We start from the raw sequence: 16,904 nt of genomic DNA, 5'->3' as shown, positions 1-16,904 counted from the left end.
ACCTGGGGGGTTGTGAGGCATTCCAATTTTGCATACCTTTCCATGCCAAAGTTATTTATATCTTCTCTTCAAGATTCTGAATCACAAAGTCAATAAATTTATTTTCCCAGTCACTTAGCTCTTCCGGCTTTCTCTTGATATATCCAAACATCACGGAATTACTCCCTTCATTCAATGGGAAACCCCGAAATTCTGTATCTACCACCACATTAGTTAAATAGCCGCTGCTGATATTGGCCAGATCGGTCGTCTGCAGCAGCTGTTCCAGAATACAATCGCTGTTTGTCACCACCACATTTTTAAGTTCGCGGATCTCATTTCCCTGACTGTTCGTGATTCGCCAATAATTATTGAGGTCAAACTCATCTTCGTAACACTGCACCAATCTAATTTTTTCAAGATCTTGACTCTCAATGGATTTCGAATGATATAAGGGATGCTTTTTTCCAAAATACAGAACCACCTGAGTGTTTTTTAGCTGAATGAACTCCAGATGCTTTCTTGATAACATATATTGAAAAGCCGTATTCTGGCTGCTCATGACATAAACAAAGCCAATCTCATCCAGATAAGTACTCACTCGTTTCATTATTTCTTCCACACTTGCCGTATATAAATGGAACTGCAGGTTTTCCAAATGATATTTGTTGTAGAATTCTGCAAAACATTGCGCCATCCATTGACTTGGATTGCTTGATATCTTCAACTGCTCAACCTTTTCGGTCTGTGAAAAAGAGGACAAGACTTCAACATTTTCGATGGCTTTACAGGCATATTCATAAACATGGTCACCTTTTGCGGTCAGCAGAATGCCTCTGCTCTTTCTTTCGAACAAATTAAACCCCAATTGATCTTCCAGGGCTTTAATCGCTTTGCTTACATTCGGTTGCGTTGTGTATAATATTTCCGCCGCCTTGCTGAAAGATCCAACATCCGCACACACAACAAAATACTGCAATTTTTTTAATTCAATCATATCTCGCACCAATTTCGGTCTATCATCACTCATTCTATTTTTCCCATCGCTTTCTTCTGTCAATTAAAGCCATCACTGCCGTTTTGTCCCTGCTTTATTTCATGAATTGATCAATAGCTTTGTGCAAATCATCAAGCGCTTTTTGATCTCCTTTTTCAACCGCCGCTACAATGCAATGGTCAATATGGTCTTTTAGAATAATCTTCCCGGTATTATTAATGGCCGCCTTTACTGCTGATAATTGGATTAACACCTCTGAACAATCTCTTCCTGATTCCACCATTTTTCGAATCGATTCTAAATGACCGGTGGCTTTGGATAAACGATTCAGCACCGCTTTGGTCTGGGTATGATCATGATTTGGTTTCTTTGCCTGTATTGCTTCAATTGGCTTGTCAATTTTTTCTAAAAGCATCTGATTTCTCCTATAATTATGCTTGCTGCACAAATCTCTGTTTATATGAATTGTTTTGATTGTTCCGCTTGTTATTTTTCTGATCACCACTTTTTTTATTGTAATTTACAAATCCGTCACGATCATATGCCGGTTCAATTTTAATAATATTGAAATTCCTTTGTAAAATAGTTTCAATGAATGTGATGCTTTTACCGCCAGTATCCATCATCACCATAACCAGTACATTGTCTGGTATACAAAATATTTTGTCGTTGAAATTTCTAGTTATCTGATAATTCTCATGCTTGTCTCTTTTGAAAAAAAAGATCAGATCCAACAAAATTTTATTTAAATTTTCACGATTAATTTCTTCAATAATAAAGTAGTAATCATTCTCGCTATCTTCTATTGCCTTTTTGCAAAAATTCATGAACAAGCCTTCTGCTAAAAAAAAGTCGCCCTTATTTTTTGAGCCATACTCAAATACCACTTCACGATTTAAAAAATACTTGTCTAATTGCACAATTGATATTCTTTTCTGGTCTTTTTCTTTCATCATCGAAAAAGCCAAACATTCTGCCATTAGGCTGTTGCCAATACCCGAAGTGCTCTTTATTATAAGGCTTTTCTTTTCTTTTAAAAGTGCAACGATGGCATCATATTTAACAGGATCGATGGCAATCTCTGAAAGAAATTGCTCTTTAGAATAAACTTCGTTCTGCTCCTTTGCCATTTCTCGCAGACCCCAGACCCCACTATTAAAAGATTTACAGTAAAACAAGTCTTCTTCATGGGCAAATGATTTCGAATCACTGCTTAATTGTTGTAAAGTGAATCTGACTCGCGCCTGCCAATCTGCATCCGTTTGTATTTCCTTTAGTCTCTTTCTATTCTGAATCTCTTCCTGTATGCTTGTTAAATGTGCTTCTCCGCCAAACAGTTTTAATACCGCAATAATTTCATCTTGATAGGAGACCTTATTTTTTTTATTTAAATTTTTCTTCCAATATATTTCGTTTTCAAAACGACAAATATCTTGCGGCTTGTCATAAAACGTAAAATCAATCAGCGCCACGCACATCCAATTTTCGGGGTTAGATTTTACTTTCCAAATGACTCGAATAAACGTGAAATAATACCATTCTTTCATTTTGGTTTCTTTTTTCCATTGAACATTTATTTTTTTACCATTGTTATGATTCTTTGTAACAATCCCAGTGGCTTTGATTTCCATAACGGATACTAATCTACCTTTTGAATCAAAGGGCAGATTAACTTTTTTATTATGAACAGATTTTAACGCAATCCGGTCTCCAATTTGTATTGAATTAACAAGATCACCATATTTATCACAGCGAATATTTTCCCAAATGCCCTCATTAATAAAACGCTGTGTTTGATCACCATCATCCCCAAAATATGCAGTTACAAACCAATTGGTTCCAATATCCATCATTCACCTCCTGAATCCAATCAAAATGCGATAATAATCTCAGTTTTTAAATTATAAAAAAAACGAAGTAAAATTCTCATCAAAGAATAACTACCTCGCTGGCTTATTATTTAAATCTATATTGCTCTATCATTTCCTATATTGACCACAGTCTTATGTTTTACTAACCTATTTTTCCGCAAAAATCATAAACATTGGTGTTGATGCATAATTTATCTGTTCTTCATTATCCCAAACCCGTTCTCCAATATCCTGCTCAACCATTACTTTTTTAAAGCCGGTATTAATCAGAACAGCGGCATCCCATTGTGGTCGCATGGTTCGGCTTAATGGAAGGTTTTTCGCAATTTCTTCCATCGCTGCCGTATCGGTATGAACATAGTGATCCTTCACTCCGTATTTTTGAGAATTCATACGATCTTCTTCATATTCAGATTTCTTTGTTTCATCAAAAAGATGGAGATACCAATTTGCATCAAAATTCAATAATCTGCCGCCGGGGACAAGAACACGGTGCCATTCTTTGTAAGCCTGATCCGGTTTTTCCAAATTCCAGGTCAAATTTCTTGTGACGATCAAATCAAAGGTATTCTCTTTAAAATCCAATGAATGGGCATCCATTTGGATAAAGTTAATACTTTTTTTGTAAGATCCGGCATTCATTTTTGCCCGGTGCAGCATGGCATCTGTATAATCCACAGCTGTTACATCATAACCACAGGATGCCATGGCAATGGCAAAAAAGCCCGGACCCGTTCCAATGTCTAAAACCTTTAATTTTCTGCCGATCACATTGGGTTTATAGCGATTAATCAGCTCTTTCCACACATCCATTTTATAACTGTTGAGTTCCGCCACATTGACCTCGGAATATCCCTCTGATCGGCTATCCCAATAATTTTCTACTTCTTTTAGAATATTTTCCATATTAATCTCCCCCCCCAATTTATTAAATTAAAAAAAGCCACAAAGAAATAAACCGATCTTCTGACCGAATTAAGCCTTCATGACTTTGTATATACATGTATTTTTTATTAGTTTCTCATAATAAATACTCTTTGTCAATTGGAATCTTATATCTTTTTCCCGGAAATAATATATAATTCATCCGTATCGACAAGAATATCAATGTCAAAGTTGACTCTGAAATAACACGATTCTTCTTTCGCTTCTTTCAGTGAGTCCGAAACTTTTTTGACTTCAACTCCTGAATGCCGGTGGTTAATTGTTTTCCGGCTTTCGCTGTGGGCAATCATAAACCGTCCATTCGGCTTTAGGCAGGCTGCCATTTTTTTCGAAAAAGCAACCTTCTCGGGAAAATGCGGGTAGGCACTGTAGGCAATCGCAAAGTCAAAACCATTCTCGTTCAAATCGTAAAAATCAGCGACTTCAAAATATACATTTGGCTCAGGATATTTTTTTTGAGCCTGAACAATCATCTGATCCGACAAATCAATCGCTACAACAACCTCCGGCTCTGCCTGCAGTAAATAGGGGATTAAAATTCCCGTACCGGTAGCGATATCTAAAATACGATTGCCCGGCTTGAGATCTGCGAGGGTTAAGATTGCTTCTATTTTATCCTGATCATGGTAACACATCGCATCCCATTTTTCTGCGATGTTATTAAAAAATTCTTTGGTTGATTGACTGTTTTCCATCTTGACTTCCTATCCTTCTATTCCTTCTGTTTGTAGTTCCAACATAATGGGTTTTTCGATTACCCGTGCTTTTTCAAGCGCAAGAACCAGTAGTGGCAGCACAATAATCTGCAGAATAATGCCGGGAAGTGCGGATACAAAGGCCCCTGTTAAAAAGAGTTGAAATCCATACGCTTTTCCCGCGATCCCGTAGAAAATAGCTGAAGCTACGCCAGAAACAACCCGGCCACCCAGCATTGCGACGATTAAAGCAAGGTATAAATTCAGGTTCAGTTTACGATAAAGCAAACCTGCTAAAGCGCCGTAAGCACCCAGTTCAAACATCATCGCCACACAAGTTGGAAAGAGCGGTGGCATGCCGGTTAGTATTGAGGAAAATAACGGGGTAATAATACCACAGACCAAGCCGAACTCCCAGCCAAAACAGAGACCGCAGAGAATAACCGGAATGTGCATTGGCAGAAAGACCGTTCCGGCGCCAATGGCGTGAAACAACTGCGGAAAAACAAGCCCGAGAGCGATACAAAGCCCGGTACCAACAAGATTTTTTATTTTAGAATGATTCATAATATTTCCTCCGTTTTTTTTTTACAAAAAAGGCCATGAAACTGATACCTACTCAAATAGGTTGATCAGCCTTCATGGCTAAATTAATTGTTGCTTTATAATTTGTGTTTTGTTTTGTTTTGTTATCAACTTTTACTGGTTACGATAAAATGCGGTTAAAAGCTATGATCATGAAAATGTTTATGATCTTTTCCGGCATGGCTGTGATAATATTCGTCGACAAGATTGACTCGCTTCAATAAATCGACATCATCCAGCAGTTTTTCAGTCGGCATATCCGCCGCAATCGTATGATTTTCACCGAATAGAATAGCCCGGCTGGACAACTCCGGCACAAGCTCAAGACTATGTGTTGATATTATCAATGTTTTACCCGCCTGGTTTAATTTCACTAAAAACTCGACCAGCCACCGCTGGGTTCTCGGGTCCAGTCCGTTCATCGGTTCGTCAAGAACCAAAACTTCGGGATTCAAAACCAGCACGGAAGCAATCGCGACCTTTCGTTTTTCGCCACCGCTCAGATGGTAGGGCTGTCGATGCTTAAAGTCCTGAATGTTAAGCAAATTAAGACAATCATTGACCCTTTGCTCAACATCGCTTTCACTGATGCCCATTTGCCTGGGGCCAAAGGCAATCTCATCATAAACATCAGCACAGAACAATTGTGTATCCGAATTCTGAAAGACAAATCCGATCTTCTGGTGAAGGCGCTTTGCAAATATTGGGTCCTTAAGCTCTTTAGCCGTTATTTCTTCATTATTGAATTTGTAAACGCCCCGATCCGGGGAAATAATGCCATTGATTAATTTCAGCAGCGTCGATTTTCCGCTCCCGTTGGCTCCCATTAATGCGACTGCTTCACCGTCTTCAATACTCAGATTAATATTATTTAAAGCATTGACTCCTGAATATGAAAAGCTGACGTCTTTTATCTCGATCATTTTAAATCCTTCCGAAATATACAAACAACACAATGATGCCGACATTGATCATGATATAGCCAAAATCCGCAATCGTGAATTTGAAATTGTTATAAACATGATATTCGCCGGTAAAGCCTCGGCATTCCATGGCAATATACATATCTTCAGCCATTTCTTTCGACTTAATAAACAGCGTTCCGCCAATACCTGAAAGAGCAGTATATTTGCTTTTGTTTTTTCCGACCGATCTCAATTTCAGTGCATACAGCATACTCAAGGCAAAATCACCCAGCATCACAATGTACTTAATCGTAATATCCAAGACCAGAATAAAGAGGTCTGGCACAAAGAATTTTTTCAATGCGCCGGTAATGGACGTCCATTTTGTGGTACGGGAGAGAATATTCACAACGGTTATGGTCGCAAATACTTTACCGGTTATCAGAATCGTGCTGGAGCTGTTTCCCCAAAAGGCCGCCGGCAAAAGAAGAATAAAGGTGAATAAACTCATGACTAAACTGACTTTAAGAATTTTCACAATGTCTTCGGCCTTCATCAAGCTCAGGATGACAATTAAATAGACATTGATAATCATAACAAAAACAAAGCTTCTGGAAAGCGAGAGCAGCAGTATCAGCATAAAGGTAAAGGCAACTTTGAAGATTGCGCTGATACCGTATTTTCCGGTTTCACTTGAATCCTGAGTTTTTATCCTTGCCAGGATGCTCAAAAACGAGAGGATACTTTTATTGACAAAAGTATCCCGGTCATTTGGCGGGCTGTAATTTTCGTCTGTTAACAGCCACTCCGGCATATTTAATGCGTCCATCCGATTGTCATTCAAGCGCACTTTCACCTTTGTCTTTCTTTAAATAACCGATGACTTTAAACAGAATGATTAAGATCGCCGCGCCTGCGATCGCCGACAAGATGTATCCAGCCGCCTCAGGCAATCCGCTGACAGAATAATCCGGCATTAACGCTTCAAAACTGAACCCGTTCTGCATACCGGCTGGGACAAAGCCAAGCGCACTGCCCCCGGATACAACATCCTGGATCTCATCCGTTCCCCATTCGCCCCAGGCCGTGCCGGCAGCCAGAAGCCCCAATGGCGTCAGGCAAATCAGACCGATAATCAAACCGTAGATTGCTTTTGTTTTTTCTTTGGCGCCCTCATAAATAGTTCCTGGTGAAACCTTTTTGACAAATGAAAAAACCGCAACAGTAAACAAGACTTCCACAACACCGGCAACCAGAAGGTGCGGGATTGTCATAGCTGGGATTGTCACCGACAGCGGATAGGGACAATACAGCGGTTGCCCGGTCGCACTTTTAAAGAGGAGCGGCTGAATGCCAAATTCAATGGCAGCGCAAAAGGCCGCCACATTAATCCCGATATATGAACCCGCTATCATTCCAATATATTCGCCTTTGTCCGTTTTAACGCTGTCTTTAATAAACTTATAAATATAATATCCCACAAAAGGCAATACAAATGCCATATTAAAGCAGTTCGCCCCGAATGACAGGATCCCTCCATCGCCAAACATCAGTGCCTGAATCAGGAGCGCCACAGTAACCGAAATACATGCGGCCCACGGCCCCAACAAGATCGCCAGCAAGGTTCCTCCCACCGCATGGCCGGTTGTTCCTCCCGGCAATGGCACATTGAACATCATCAATAAAAATGACACTGCCGCGCCGATACCCAATAACGGGATCATTTCTTTAGGAACTTCTGCTTTGATCTTTTTTACCGCAACTGCCCATACGGGGATCATTGCCGCACCCATAACCGCACAGGTTTGGGGACTCAAATAATTATCTGGAATATGCATTTTCTACCACCCTTTCAAAAATACGCTTTGTGATTATATCTTTTCGCACAAAAAAAATAACCCAAAAGGACCTACTACAGTAGCATCCTTTTGGGTTCATCCCAAAACTTAAATATTCTATAACCATTGATTGCAATCAATGGTTATAAGATAGCATATTCTGTTTTCTTTGTCAAATATTTGTCAATATTTTTTGGGGATAGCTGGGAAAGATATCTCAACGGCTTTTATTCCCGATCAAACAAACCAACGTAATCCTGTGCGGCGGCTACATTCAGATAGGCCGGCCGGATGATCTTATCCATGTTGATTAATTCTTCCATCCGATGGGCGCTCCAGCCGACAATCCGGGCAACCGCAAACATCGGCGTAAACAGTTCCAGCGGGATATCCAGCATGCTGTAAACAAAGCCGCTGTAGAAATCGACATTGGCGCTGACGCCTTTGTAGATATGTCTTTTTTCGGCGATCACTTCCGGCGCCAAATTTTCAATCATTGAATACAACAGGAAATCATTCCGGCGATCCTTTTCATTGGCCAGCTTCTCGACAAACTCCTTAAACACTTCCGCCCGCGGATCCGAGATCGAATAAACCGCATGGCCCATTCCGTAAATCAGGCCCATCTTGTCGAAGGCTTCTTTGTCGACGATTTTTTCCAGATACTGCCGCACCGCATCCTGATCAGAAATATCGCTGACCTGGTTCTTGATGTCCGTCATCATTTCCACAACTTTAATGTTCGCGCCGCCATGCTTGGGTCCCTTCAGGGAAGTCAGTGCCGCCGCGATGACCGAATAGGTATCGGAACCGGATGAAGTGACGACCCGGGTGGTAAAGGTTGAATTATTTCCGCCGCCATGCTCCATATGCAGCACCAGGGCAATATCCAGAACCCGCGCTTCGACCTCGGTATACTGTTTATCCGGTCGCAGCATGGTGAGAATGTTTTCCGCGGTCGATAAATTGGGATCCGGCTGATGAATATATAAACTGTCGCCACAGTCAAGATGATTGTAAGCATGATAGCCATAGACTGCCAGCATCGGAAAGACACTGATCAGCTTCATCGATTGTCGTAAGACATTTTCGATTTCCAGATTTGAAACGGCCTCATCGTATGAAGCCAGGGTCAGAATGCTCTTCGTCATCGAATTCATGATATCCTTCGACGGGGCCTTCATGATCACATCGCGGTTAAAGTTTGTCGGCAGATTCCGACTCGCTGCCAGATCACTCTTGAACAACGCCAGTTCATTGCTGTTAGGCAGCTGGCCAAACAGTAACAAATAGGCGACTTCTTCAAAGCCAAACCGTTTGTTCAGCACCATCCCCTTAATCAGATCGATGATGTTGTAACCCCGGTAGTTCAGCACCCCGTCGCAGGGCACGCTTTTACCGTCGATGACTTCCGCCGATTTAATCATCGAGATATTGGTCAGGCCGCATAAAACCCCTTTGCCGTCTTTATCCCGGAGGCCCCTCTTGACGTCGTATTTTTCAAACAATTGACTGTCGATCGTTGAATTCTGCCGACACATTTCACCGTATTGATTCAAGTTCAGTGGATATTTTTCGTTATTACTATTTTCCATTAAATTTCTCCTAACTCATATTTTTCAAAACAGTTTGCAACGTGATTCTAAAATAGGTTCAAGATTTATTGCTCCAAATGAAAAATTCCTGGTTATCATATCACCGCCAACTCCGTATTCATCTTAATCAGTGCAGTTCGTTATTGATGTTGCCGACGATTTTCTTGGCGACGGTCAACATCGTTTTTTTTTCTTCAGCGGTGACGCCTGAAAACAGCGTCTCTGACAAATTGGTTCGCAGTTTTTTGATTTCACTCAGGATTGGCCGGGATGCCTCCGTCAGTTCCAGATGAACGATGCGGCGGTCGCCTTCATCATCGATGCCAGACAGGTAGCCTCTGCGGATTAAATTTTCCGTCGCTTTGGAAATATGCGCCTTGGAAAAAAACCGGATTTCGGCAATATCCCTGGCCTTGTCATAATCCGTGCTTTCTAAAAACAGCAGGATCTCAATTTCGATTTTATGCAGTCCGTATTTTTCGGTGATACGATTGTACTTCTTTTCATATATCTTTTTAAATTGCTGCCCGCTGATTAATGTCTCAAAGTCGTTCGTCATTTTTTTTGGCTCCCCCGTTTTGGTTCTTTATTGAACTGTTCTGTTTTGAACTGTTCACTTCTGAACTATAATACCACTTTTTTTTACTTTGTCAAGTGAGAAAAACAAGATCCGGTTTTTCCGGCAACGAGAAAAAGCCCGACAAACAAATGCCGGGCTTTTTCTCGTGCAAAAACATCAAGCATGTCCCTTGGGGACAAATTGCTCAGACAACGCGTCGGACCAACAATCAGAGCAACCGCACCTGGTCTCGGCCGTTCTTCTTGGCCACATACATCGCTTCGTCGGCCCGTGAAACAATGGTTTCAATGATGCTGTCCCCACGATAAACGGTGACCCCAAGACTTACCGTGATGCTTTTCTGGCGCGGGAAAAGCTTTTCGCGGATACAATTTCTGATCTTTTCCGCCAACATGATGGCGCCATTAGCATCGGTTGCCGGGAGGATAAAAAGAAATTCTTCGCCCCCCCAACGCCCGACGATATCCCGGGACCGAATGCTGTCTTTTAAAGTTGTCGCCAGTTCAATTAGCACGGCATCACCAGCCTGATGTCCAAAATTATCATTGATGCGTTTGAAATGATCAATGTCCAGCATAATCAAAGCAAACGACCCCCCCTTTTTCTTAGCCTTCTTGAATTCTTTTTTCAGAGCTTCATCCAACTTGAGCCGGTTATACAGCTGCGTCAGTTTGTCCGTTTCCGATAATTTTTGAATTTCGTCCCGTAGTTTCACATTTTCAGTGTTGTCCCGGGTCACTCCCAGTAATTCTCTGAACTGATTTTCTTCATCGTAAATTCCGGACAGGATCGTATCCGACCAGAAGGCACTGCCGTCCTTACGAAGCTGTAATTGTTCAAACCGGATCGGTTCAAAATGCTCTCCGCTGCTCACCAGTTTCTTAGCAATTTTCAACATATTTTGCATCACCTTGAGTATTTCGGGTGAAAAATAATTGATTTCCCGATAATGGTACATCACTTCATCAACCGTATAGCCGGTAATTCGTTCAACCGATGGACTGATATAGGTAAAATTCCCCTCCAGATCCACGGTGGAAATAATATCATCCGCATGGTCAGCTAAAAGCCGATGTCTTGCTTCGCTTTCTCTGAGTTTGATTTCGAGTTTCATGATGTCGGTCACATCTCTGATAACACTCAGTAGCCAGTCTTTACCGTTCATATTAATTATTTTTGATGAAATACTCCCAAAATAACATTCGTTTTTATTATTTCGAAAGGTCACCTCCATATTTTTGTAGAAGCCCTTTTTTTTAAGATCTTCATGGCTCGTCGCCAATTGCTCAGGGGTGATGCCCAGATTAAAACTTGCCAGGTGTCGATGCAACACTTCCTGTTCGGTGAAGTTGGTTAACTCTAAAAACGTTTGATTGGCGGCCATTACCGTCCACTCTTCCATACTGATGAGCACCGTGGCATCGGGAATATTGTGAAAAATCATGGCAAAATTATCATTGGATTCTTTTAATTTGCTGACTGAAAAATGAAATTGTTTCGTCATGCTGTTAAAAATATCCGAGAACTCAAAAGAAGGCTCCACTCTGGTGGAAAAATCCAGGGGAACGACTTCAGAGGCATTCAAGGTAAAGCTTTTAAAGTCATTCATAAACGTTTCCAGCGCTGCTAAAACAAGACCGCTGCCGTGAACATCATAAGACAGATCCCCGACACTCAGGGCTTTCGATACCTGACGGATCTCTTTGATCATATCATTCAGTTCCCTAAAATCGTCATCTTCAGCCAATTTATCCGGTAGTTCAATTGCTATTTGCTCATCATTTAAAAGGGTTTTAAAATAATTCATCAGGGCTTTTGCATCTTCGCTTAACATTAATGGTCCTCATTTTATTAATAATTATTGTTTTTCAGTTAATCCTTAATATGGCATTTTAAACAGACCCGTTTTATTCCTATTCGTTTCAAAATTACGCCAAAAATATTTTGATCACTGTATCTCTTCAAAGTCATTCGCAGCTAACTTTTAATTTTAGTATATTAAATTATAATATCATATATTTCTAATGTTGACAAGTTGTGCTGCTCAGATCGTTTTAGATTATTGCTTATCCAAACAACGTCAAAAAAGCAGATCCAGTTTTATTTTGCAAAGTCTACTTGACATTTAATGCAAAGTGAACTATACTAAAAATGCTAAGTATACTATGCAAATCAACAGAAGGTGTCAATATGAAAACACGCATTAAAGAATTGCGAAAAGAACGAAAATTGTCTCAGGAAGAACTGGCCTTAGAAGTCGGCACCACCCGCCAGACCATCACCTCAATTGAGGTCGGAAAATATACGGCATCCCTGGTGCTGGCTTACAAAATCGCCCACTATTTCGGGCTGACGATTGAAGAAGTATTTGATTTTTCAGATGCAAATGAATTTTAGGAGGAATACTATGGAAGAATTTAGAACAAAAGTCAAACGAAGAATCATCCTTGCTTCAGGTTTGACGCTGGTGGCCGTGGCCCTAGGTATTTATGCTGTCTTTTCACTGCAGAACGTTCCCGATGATGCCACGATGTCTGCTGGTTTTATTTCGGGATTTCAGTTCGGGCTCATCATGAGCATCGGCATTTTATCAATGGTGACGGTCGTCAAGTTGCGGCGGGCTCTTAATGATGAGATCAAACTCAAAGTTTTATACAACAAAGAGCATGATGAACGGTTAAAAACCATCCGCAGTAAAGCGGGACAACCGCTGCTGTCAATCACATCCGTGCTCATGATTATCGCCGCCATCATTGCCGGCTATTTCAACATCGTCGTCTTCTATACCCTGGTGGCCGCCGTGCTGGCCCAGCTGGCCATCAGCGCCGGCGTCAAACTCGTCTGTATGACAAAGATGTAGTTCGGGATGTTAAAATTTTGTGTTTGCGAAATGCTTAAAGCAACAACAGAAGTTGCTTTTATATCGCTTTAAACAGCCAATTTTACAATATGTCGGCAAACACGACGTACCGTCTAAAAAAAGGAAAATCGCCTAAAGACCGGATAGTCTTTAGGCGATTTTCTAACTTGAGGCACTTATATCACTTATATAAAGGTTGCTTTTTATCATTCTAACAACGGTTTTATCGCGTCAGCGCATACATGCATGAATCCAGGACTTTGCCATTTTTAAAAATACTCTTCTTGAAAATGCCTTCCAACTGGAAGCCGGCTTTTTCCAGGGTTTTGCGGGCGGCCGTGTTTTTGGCAAAGGGCCGCGCATAGATTCTCTCCAATGACAGATCCTCAAAACCGGTTTTGCAAATCTGGGTGATCGCATCGGCCATGATGCCTTTGCCCCAGAACGGTTCGCCCAGCCAGAAACCCAGCTCACCGCTTTTGCAGCTGACATCTTCCTGCATCAGCAGGCTGATCGACCCGGACGGTGAACCGTCAATTTCGATCGCTTTGTTAAGATGATTCCGTTTATGGGAATGAATGCTTTTGGTGATAAAAAGATGCGCGTCATCCAGGGTGTAGGGATAAGGAAACGTGTTCCTCAGATTCCCCGCAATTTTCTGATTGTTTGCCAATGATACGATGCCTTCTGCATCACTCAATTTCCAGTCTCTTAATTTAAATTCCATTTTCATGACCTCCTCATGCTTTTTTAATGATCCGCGTTTTCTAAACTGCCCGCTATGAACTCGACTAAAGATAGCGAACTAACGCAGTACCAATATTTGTTATCGATTTCACTTTATTCAGGTAACCTTATTAAAATTTGAGTTTGTAATCAACCCTTCTCCCTCACCACTTTCGCCTTTTTTCATTTTCAAACCCCGCTGATTGATCAATCCATTTATTCTCTGCTGTGTTATAATTTTTCATAAGAATAACATTATTCTCAAGATATGTCAATATTTTTTCTTTTAGCAGCAATATATTGCATGTAGTTGTTTGTTATTTCTCAAACAATCATGAAGGCAAGTAATATTTTGTTCGTTATTTAACAAATTATCTTTCCATGTCAAGCACCGCTTGAACCGCAATATAAAGTGTAACCTTAATATTTAACGGCCACTCAAATCGTTATTTTGAATACCTGATTCTGATATTTTAGTTTCATTTAAAAACATTTTGAATTTTTCGGCGTCAAAACAATTCTCAAAAACACATTTTATGATTTGCCGGAGCATTCTGCTTTTTTCTGTACCTCAGAACCCAAACCGACACTTCCTCAAAAGATGGAAAGATCTTCCCCGCAATTGCCGGCCGCCTTTTCCGGACGAGTGAAAACCACGCCAGGCAGATACCATTACGCGCCCTTTTTCATCCATTTATTGTTATTTTCTGACCGTATGCCCCGATTATTTTTTTGTTCTGAATCATCAGTTATCAGGAAATAGCGACACTGCTTAAGGATTATTTAAGGAAGCAAGCTGTTTATGATGGCCCTGTAGCAATTGTGACATGACATCTTCCCGATAATAAAGAAGCAAAAAGGATAGTGTCGGGGCGGGTTATTTACGCGCCCATGCGTTAGTTGCAAGCCCGACGTTCACGGGCGATTACTAATCGCCCCTACATTAATCACCTACAGGGTCATGCAACAAGTCGGTAATTATGTTGTCGCCCTCTTACCTTTCTTTATAATAGATTCCGGACGCACAAGAAAAACCGAAGTTTTCCAGTCAAAGCACTGGGAAACTTCGGTTTTCTTTTTAATAATAAGAATGCTGCGTTGTTAATGTTTCTGACTACTGTTCGCTTACCGGACTTGGTTTTAACGGATTCACAACCAGATACAGTAAACAGAAGACTGCCTGGACTCCCCCACTCACTAGGATAGGTGCGGTAACCGCATCACCGGTGATGGCGGCAATAGCGCCGATCCAGTAGGTTGACAGGAATCCGAAAAGATTCATACCAGCAAAGAATAAGGATACCGCAAATGCCATCTGGGCGGGTTTAGCCGTCATTCCAATAATCATCATACAGCCTGGAATCAGGGTTGACATGGCAAACCCTCCCAGAAATGCGCCAACAGCTAACATATAAATATTTCCTGCATAAACAACGATTAGTGAACCCGCAACAGCGATGGCAAATCCTAAAGCCAGAATAAAGCGGTTGGAAATTTTGAAGAGCTTACCGAAGACGGAACCGGCAAGCATCCCACCGATAGTCAGAAATGCGAGGACAATCCCGGCTGTTGCTGTCGTCCCCAGGCCGCGATTTACGATCAGGGTCGACATGTTAACTAACATGGGATAAATCGTCAGGGTAAAGATCCCGTAAACGAGTACCGTGATCCATACTTTTACGGGCAGTTTTTCTTTGGGAACGAGCTCAGTTTGAACCGTAACAGGTGCTTTTGCTGGTTCCGGCAGAAAAAAGATAACCATAATGAGAGAAATAATACCGAGACCATGAGGCAAGAAACTATAATTCCAGCCGATTGAGGCCATATAACCACCCAGGTATTGCAGGACCATCCCACCAATGTTCATTGCCAGGGTAACTATTCCGGTCATGGTTGCAAGTTTGTCGCCTTCATAAAGACCCATAACCAGTGAATTAGCCAGTGGTGACATAATCCCCAGACCGATACCAAAGACAGCCCGTTCAATTAGAATAACGGTGAAGTCAGTTGCAAAATATGGAGCCACGCCGCCCAGTACAAAGAGCGCCATTCCCAGGATGGCCAGGGTCTTGTATTTGACTTTGCTTCCAGCAACAGATCCGGCAATGATAGTGGCCGGAATAACGAGTAATGATGGCAGGGTCGACACCAGCAGAAGCGTGGTGATCGGTAAAGTATTAAACTGAACAAAAATTGCATTTAGGGCCGGGGTAATGGTCCCAACTCCCATTCCAAAAAACGCTAACGCCATGATGGTAAACATTGAGAGGGGTTTTACTGATTGATTCATTTTTTTCTCCTTAAAATAAAAATTTAATATAAATTAAATAATTGAAGTTTGCGATAAATCTAGAAAAGCTCTTTACTCATGTGTTCAATTTCTTTGTTGATCGTTTCATACACCCCCTGGAAGTTATCAATCGGAAGACCAGAGGTCTGACAGGGAATAAAATACTGCTTGCCGTTATCACGACAGGCTTTTTCCACATATTCCGCCACAATTTCCGGAGTCCATGCCGGGAAATCAACGAGTCCACTATGGATACCGCCCATAAAGGAAATTTTTCCCCCATATTCTTTTATGAGTTCGGGAATATTGTTCGTGTTCATGACTCCCTGCCAGATATCGATGCCCATATCGATCATATAGGGGACCAGATTGGCCGCATAGCTATCGCTGTGGTGAACAACCAGTTCCACGCCATTGGCTTTATAGAAACCATAGATTTTTTTGTAGGCCGGTAGGAAGAATTCCTCAAACATTTCCGGGGAAACAAAAGATGAAAGCTGACTGCCCCAGTCATCATGATGGAAAATACAATCCGGATGGATTTTGTCGATCATCACCTGAGCGAATTCCAATTCGTAACTAACCAGAAAGTCAATCAGTTCCTGCATGGCTTCCGGTTCTTCATAAAGTGCCATCAGGGCATTTTCCATGCCCATGAGATGATGGGTCATTTCAAAGATTCCCGGAGCAAAGAATCCGGCAACATACTCTTCATTGCGGTCAACGGCATTTGCATGCGCAACGGCTGGCGCCCATGCTTCATCAGATGTTGCAATCTCCGGTTTTTTCACAAATTTTTGCCATTCGGTAATATCCTGAATGACCGCTAAACCATCATGGTGAACCGGAAACATTCCCAGTTGACCTTCTGGCCATTGCCAAGTGATTCCCCAGTGATCTTTCCAAGTTTCGCCATAGCGAAACTCAATACCTGTCGGCGTTTCCATAATAATGTTCAGGAATTCATACTGATTGACGAAACGATCCGGTTTACCCCCATGAATTGTTTCCAGCAAGTTCTGTCGTTTTGTTAACATC

At 41.5% G+C, this 16,904-nt stretch carries 17 protein-coding genes; 2 read left to right on the top strand and 15 right to left on the bottom strand.

Translation table 11 applies throughout. The features are described 5' to 3' along the window. Positions 1–55 precede the first annotated feature (55 nt). The 12 genes from FZC41_RS15300 to FZC41_RS15245 form a co-directional block, all read right to left on the bottom strand. On the bottom strand, positions 56–1,009 hold the full coding sequence (locus FZC41_RS15300) for a LysR family transcriptional regulator (RefSeq protein ID WP_148568315.1): 954 nt from the start codon (positions 1,007–1,009) through the stop codon (positions 56–58). A gap of 61 nt (positions 1,010–1,070) precedes the next feature. Then, positions 1,071–1,391, bottom strand: coding sequence for a metal-sensing transcriptional repressor (locus tag FZC41_RS15295; RefSeq protein ID WP_148568314.1), 321 nt, complete (start codon positions 1,389–1,391; stop codon positions 1,071–1,073). Positions 1,392–1,407: 16 nt separating this feature from the next. Next, a complete protein-coding gene (locus tag FZC41_RS15290) occupies positions 1,408–2,523 on the bottom strand; it encodes a 5-methylcytosine-specific restriction endonuclease subunit McrB (RefSeq protein WP_148568313.1) in 1,116 nt (371 codons plus the stop codon). Between the two features lie 471 nt (positions 2,524–2,994). Further along, positions 2,995–3,753: a class I SAM-dependent methyltransferase gene (locus FZC41_RS15285; protein WP_148568312.1), complete on the bottom strand. Its 759-nt coding sequence runs from the start codon at positions 3,751–3,753 to the stop codon at positions 2,995–2,997. Between the two features lie 146 nt (positions 3,754–3,899). After that, positions 3,900–4,487 carry a class I SAM-dependent methyltransferase gene (locus FZC41_RS15280; RefSeq protein WP_148568311.1) on the bottom strand — a complete coding sequence of 196 codons (588 nt, stop codon included), beginning with the start codon at positions 4,485–4,487 and terminating at the stop codon, positions 3,900–3,902. 9 nt (positions 4,488–4,496) lie between these two features. Further along, on the bottom strand, positions 4,497–5,054 hold the full coding sequence (locus FZC41_RS15275; protein ID WP_148568310.1) for an ECF transporter S component: 558 nt from the start codon (positions 5,052–5,054) through the stop codon (positions 4,497–4,499). Between the two features lie 155 nt (positions 5,055–5,209). Next, positions 5,210–5,995 carry an energy-coupling factor ABC transporter ATP-binding protein gene (locus FZC41_RS15270; RefSeq protein WP_148568309.1) on the bottom strand — a complete coding sequence of 262 codons (786 nt, stop codon included), beginning with the start codon at positions 5,993–5,995 and terminating at the stop codon, positions 5,210–5,212. A 1-nt stretch (position 5,996) separates the two neighbouring features. Next, a complete protein-coding gene (locus tag FZC41_RS15265) occupies positions 5,997–6,821 on the bottom strand; it encodes an energy-coupling factor transporter transmembrane component T family protein (protein ID WP_243136740.1) in 825 nt (274 codons plus the stop codon). After that, entirely contained in the window at positions 6,814–7,815 is a 1,002-nt protein-coding gene (gene cbiM / locus FZC41_RS15260) for a cobalt transporter CbiM (RefSeq protein ID WP_148568308.1), read from the bottom strand. Before cbiM ends, FZC41_RS15265 begins: the two co-directional genes overlap by 8 nt. A 227-nt stretch (positions 7,816–8,042) precedes the next feature. Further along, positions 8,043–9,410: a citrate/2-methylcitrate synthase gene (locus tag FZC41_RS15255; RefSeq protein WP_148568307.1), complete on the bottom strand. Its 1,368-nt coding sequence runs from the start codon at positions 9,408–9,410 to the stop codon at positions 8,043–8,045. A gap of 127 nt (positions 9,411–9,537) precedes the next feature. Beyond that, on the bottom strand, positions 9,538–9,969 hold the full coding sequence (locus FZC41_RS15250; RefSeq protein ID WP_148568306.1) for a MarR family winged helix-turn-helix transcriptional regulator: 432 nt from the start codon (positions 9,967–9,969) through the stop codon (positions 9,538–9,540). Between the two features lie 229 nt (positions 9,970–10,198). Continuing rightward, the gene (locus FZC41_RS15245) at positions 10,199–11,824 is read right to left on the bottom strand and encodes a GGDEF domain-containing protein (protein ID WP_148568305.1); all 1,626 of its coding nucleotides are present in this window, start codon (positions 11,822–11,824) and stop codon (positions 10,199–10,201) included. Positions 11,825–12,180: 356 nt separating this feature from the next. On the opposite strand from FZC41_RS15245, the gene FZC41_RS15240 reads away from it, so the two are divergent. Continuing rightward, on the top strand, positions 12,181–12,387 hold the full coding sequence (locus tag FZC41_RS15240) for a helix-turn-helix transcriptional regulator (RefSeq protein ID WP_148568304.1): 207 nt from the start codon (positions 12,181–12,183) through the stop codon (positions 12,385–12,387). A 10-nt stretch (positions 12,388–12,397) separates the two neighbouring features. After that, positions 12,398–12,850, top strand: coding sequence for a hypothetical protein (locus tag FZC41_RS15235; RefSeq protein WP_148568303.1), 453 nt, complete (start codon positions 12,398–12,400; stop codon positions 12,848–12,850). A 223-nt stretch (positions 12,851–13,073) separates the two neighbouring features. Here FZC41_RS15235 and FZC41_RS15230 read toward each other — a convergent pair whose 3' ends face one another. The 3 genes from FZC41_RS15230 to FZC41_RS15220 form a co-directional block, all read right to left on the bottom strand. Beyond that, a complete protein-coding gene (locus FZC41_RS15230; RefSeq protein WP_148568302.1) occupies positions 13,074–13,577 on the bottom strand; it encodes a GNAT family N-acetyltransferase in 504 nt (167 codons plus the stop codon). Between the two features lie 1,113 nt (positions 13,578–14,690). Next, positions 14,691–15,866 carry an MFS transporter gene (locus tag FZC41_RS15225; RefSeq protein WP_148568301.1) on the bottom strand — a complete coding sequence of 392 codons (1,176 nt, stop codon included), beginning with the start codon at positions 15,864–15,866 and terminating at the stop codon, positions 14,691–14,693. Between the two features lie 59 nt (positions 15,867–15,925). Next, on the bottom strand, positions 15,926–16,903 hold the full coding sequence (locus FZC41_RS15220) for a uroporphyrinogen decarboxylase family protein (protein WP_148568300.1): 978 nt from the start codon (positions 16,901–16,903) through the stop codon (positions 15,926–15,928). Between the last annotated feature and the right edge of the window lies 1 nt (position 16,904).

It is taken from the genome of Acetobacterium paludosum (assembly GCF_008086595.1).
Taxonomy (GTDB): Bacteria; Bacillota; Clostridia; order Eubacteriales; family Eubacteriaceae; genus Acetobacterium; species Acetobacterium paludosum.
The sequence above is the reverse complement of the archived record's forward strand: the minus strand, read 5'-3'. Positions and strand labels throughout refer to the sequence as shown.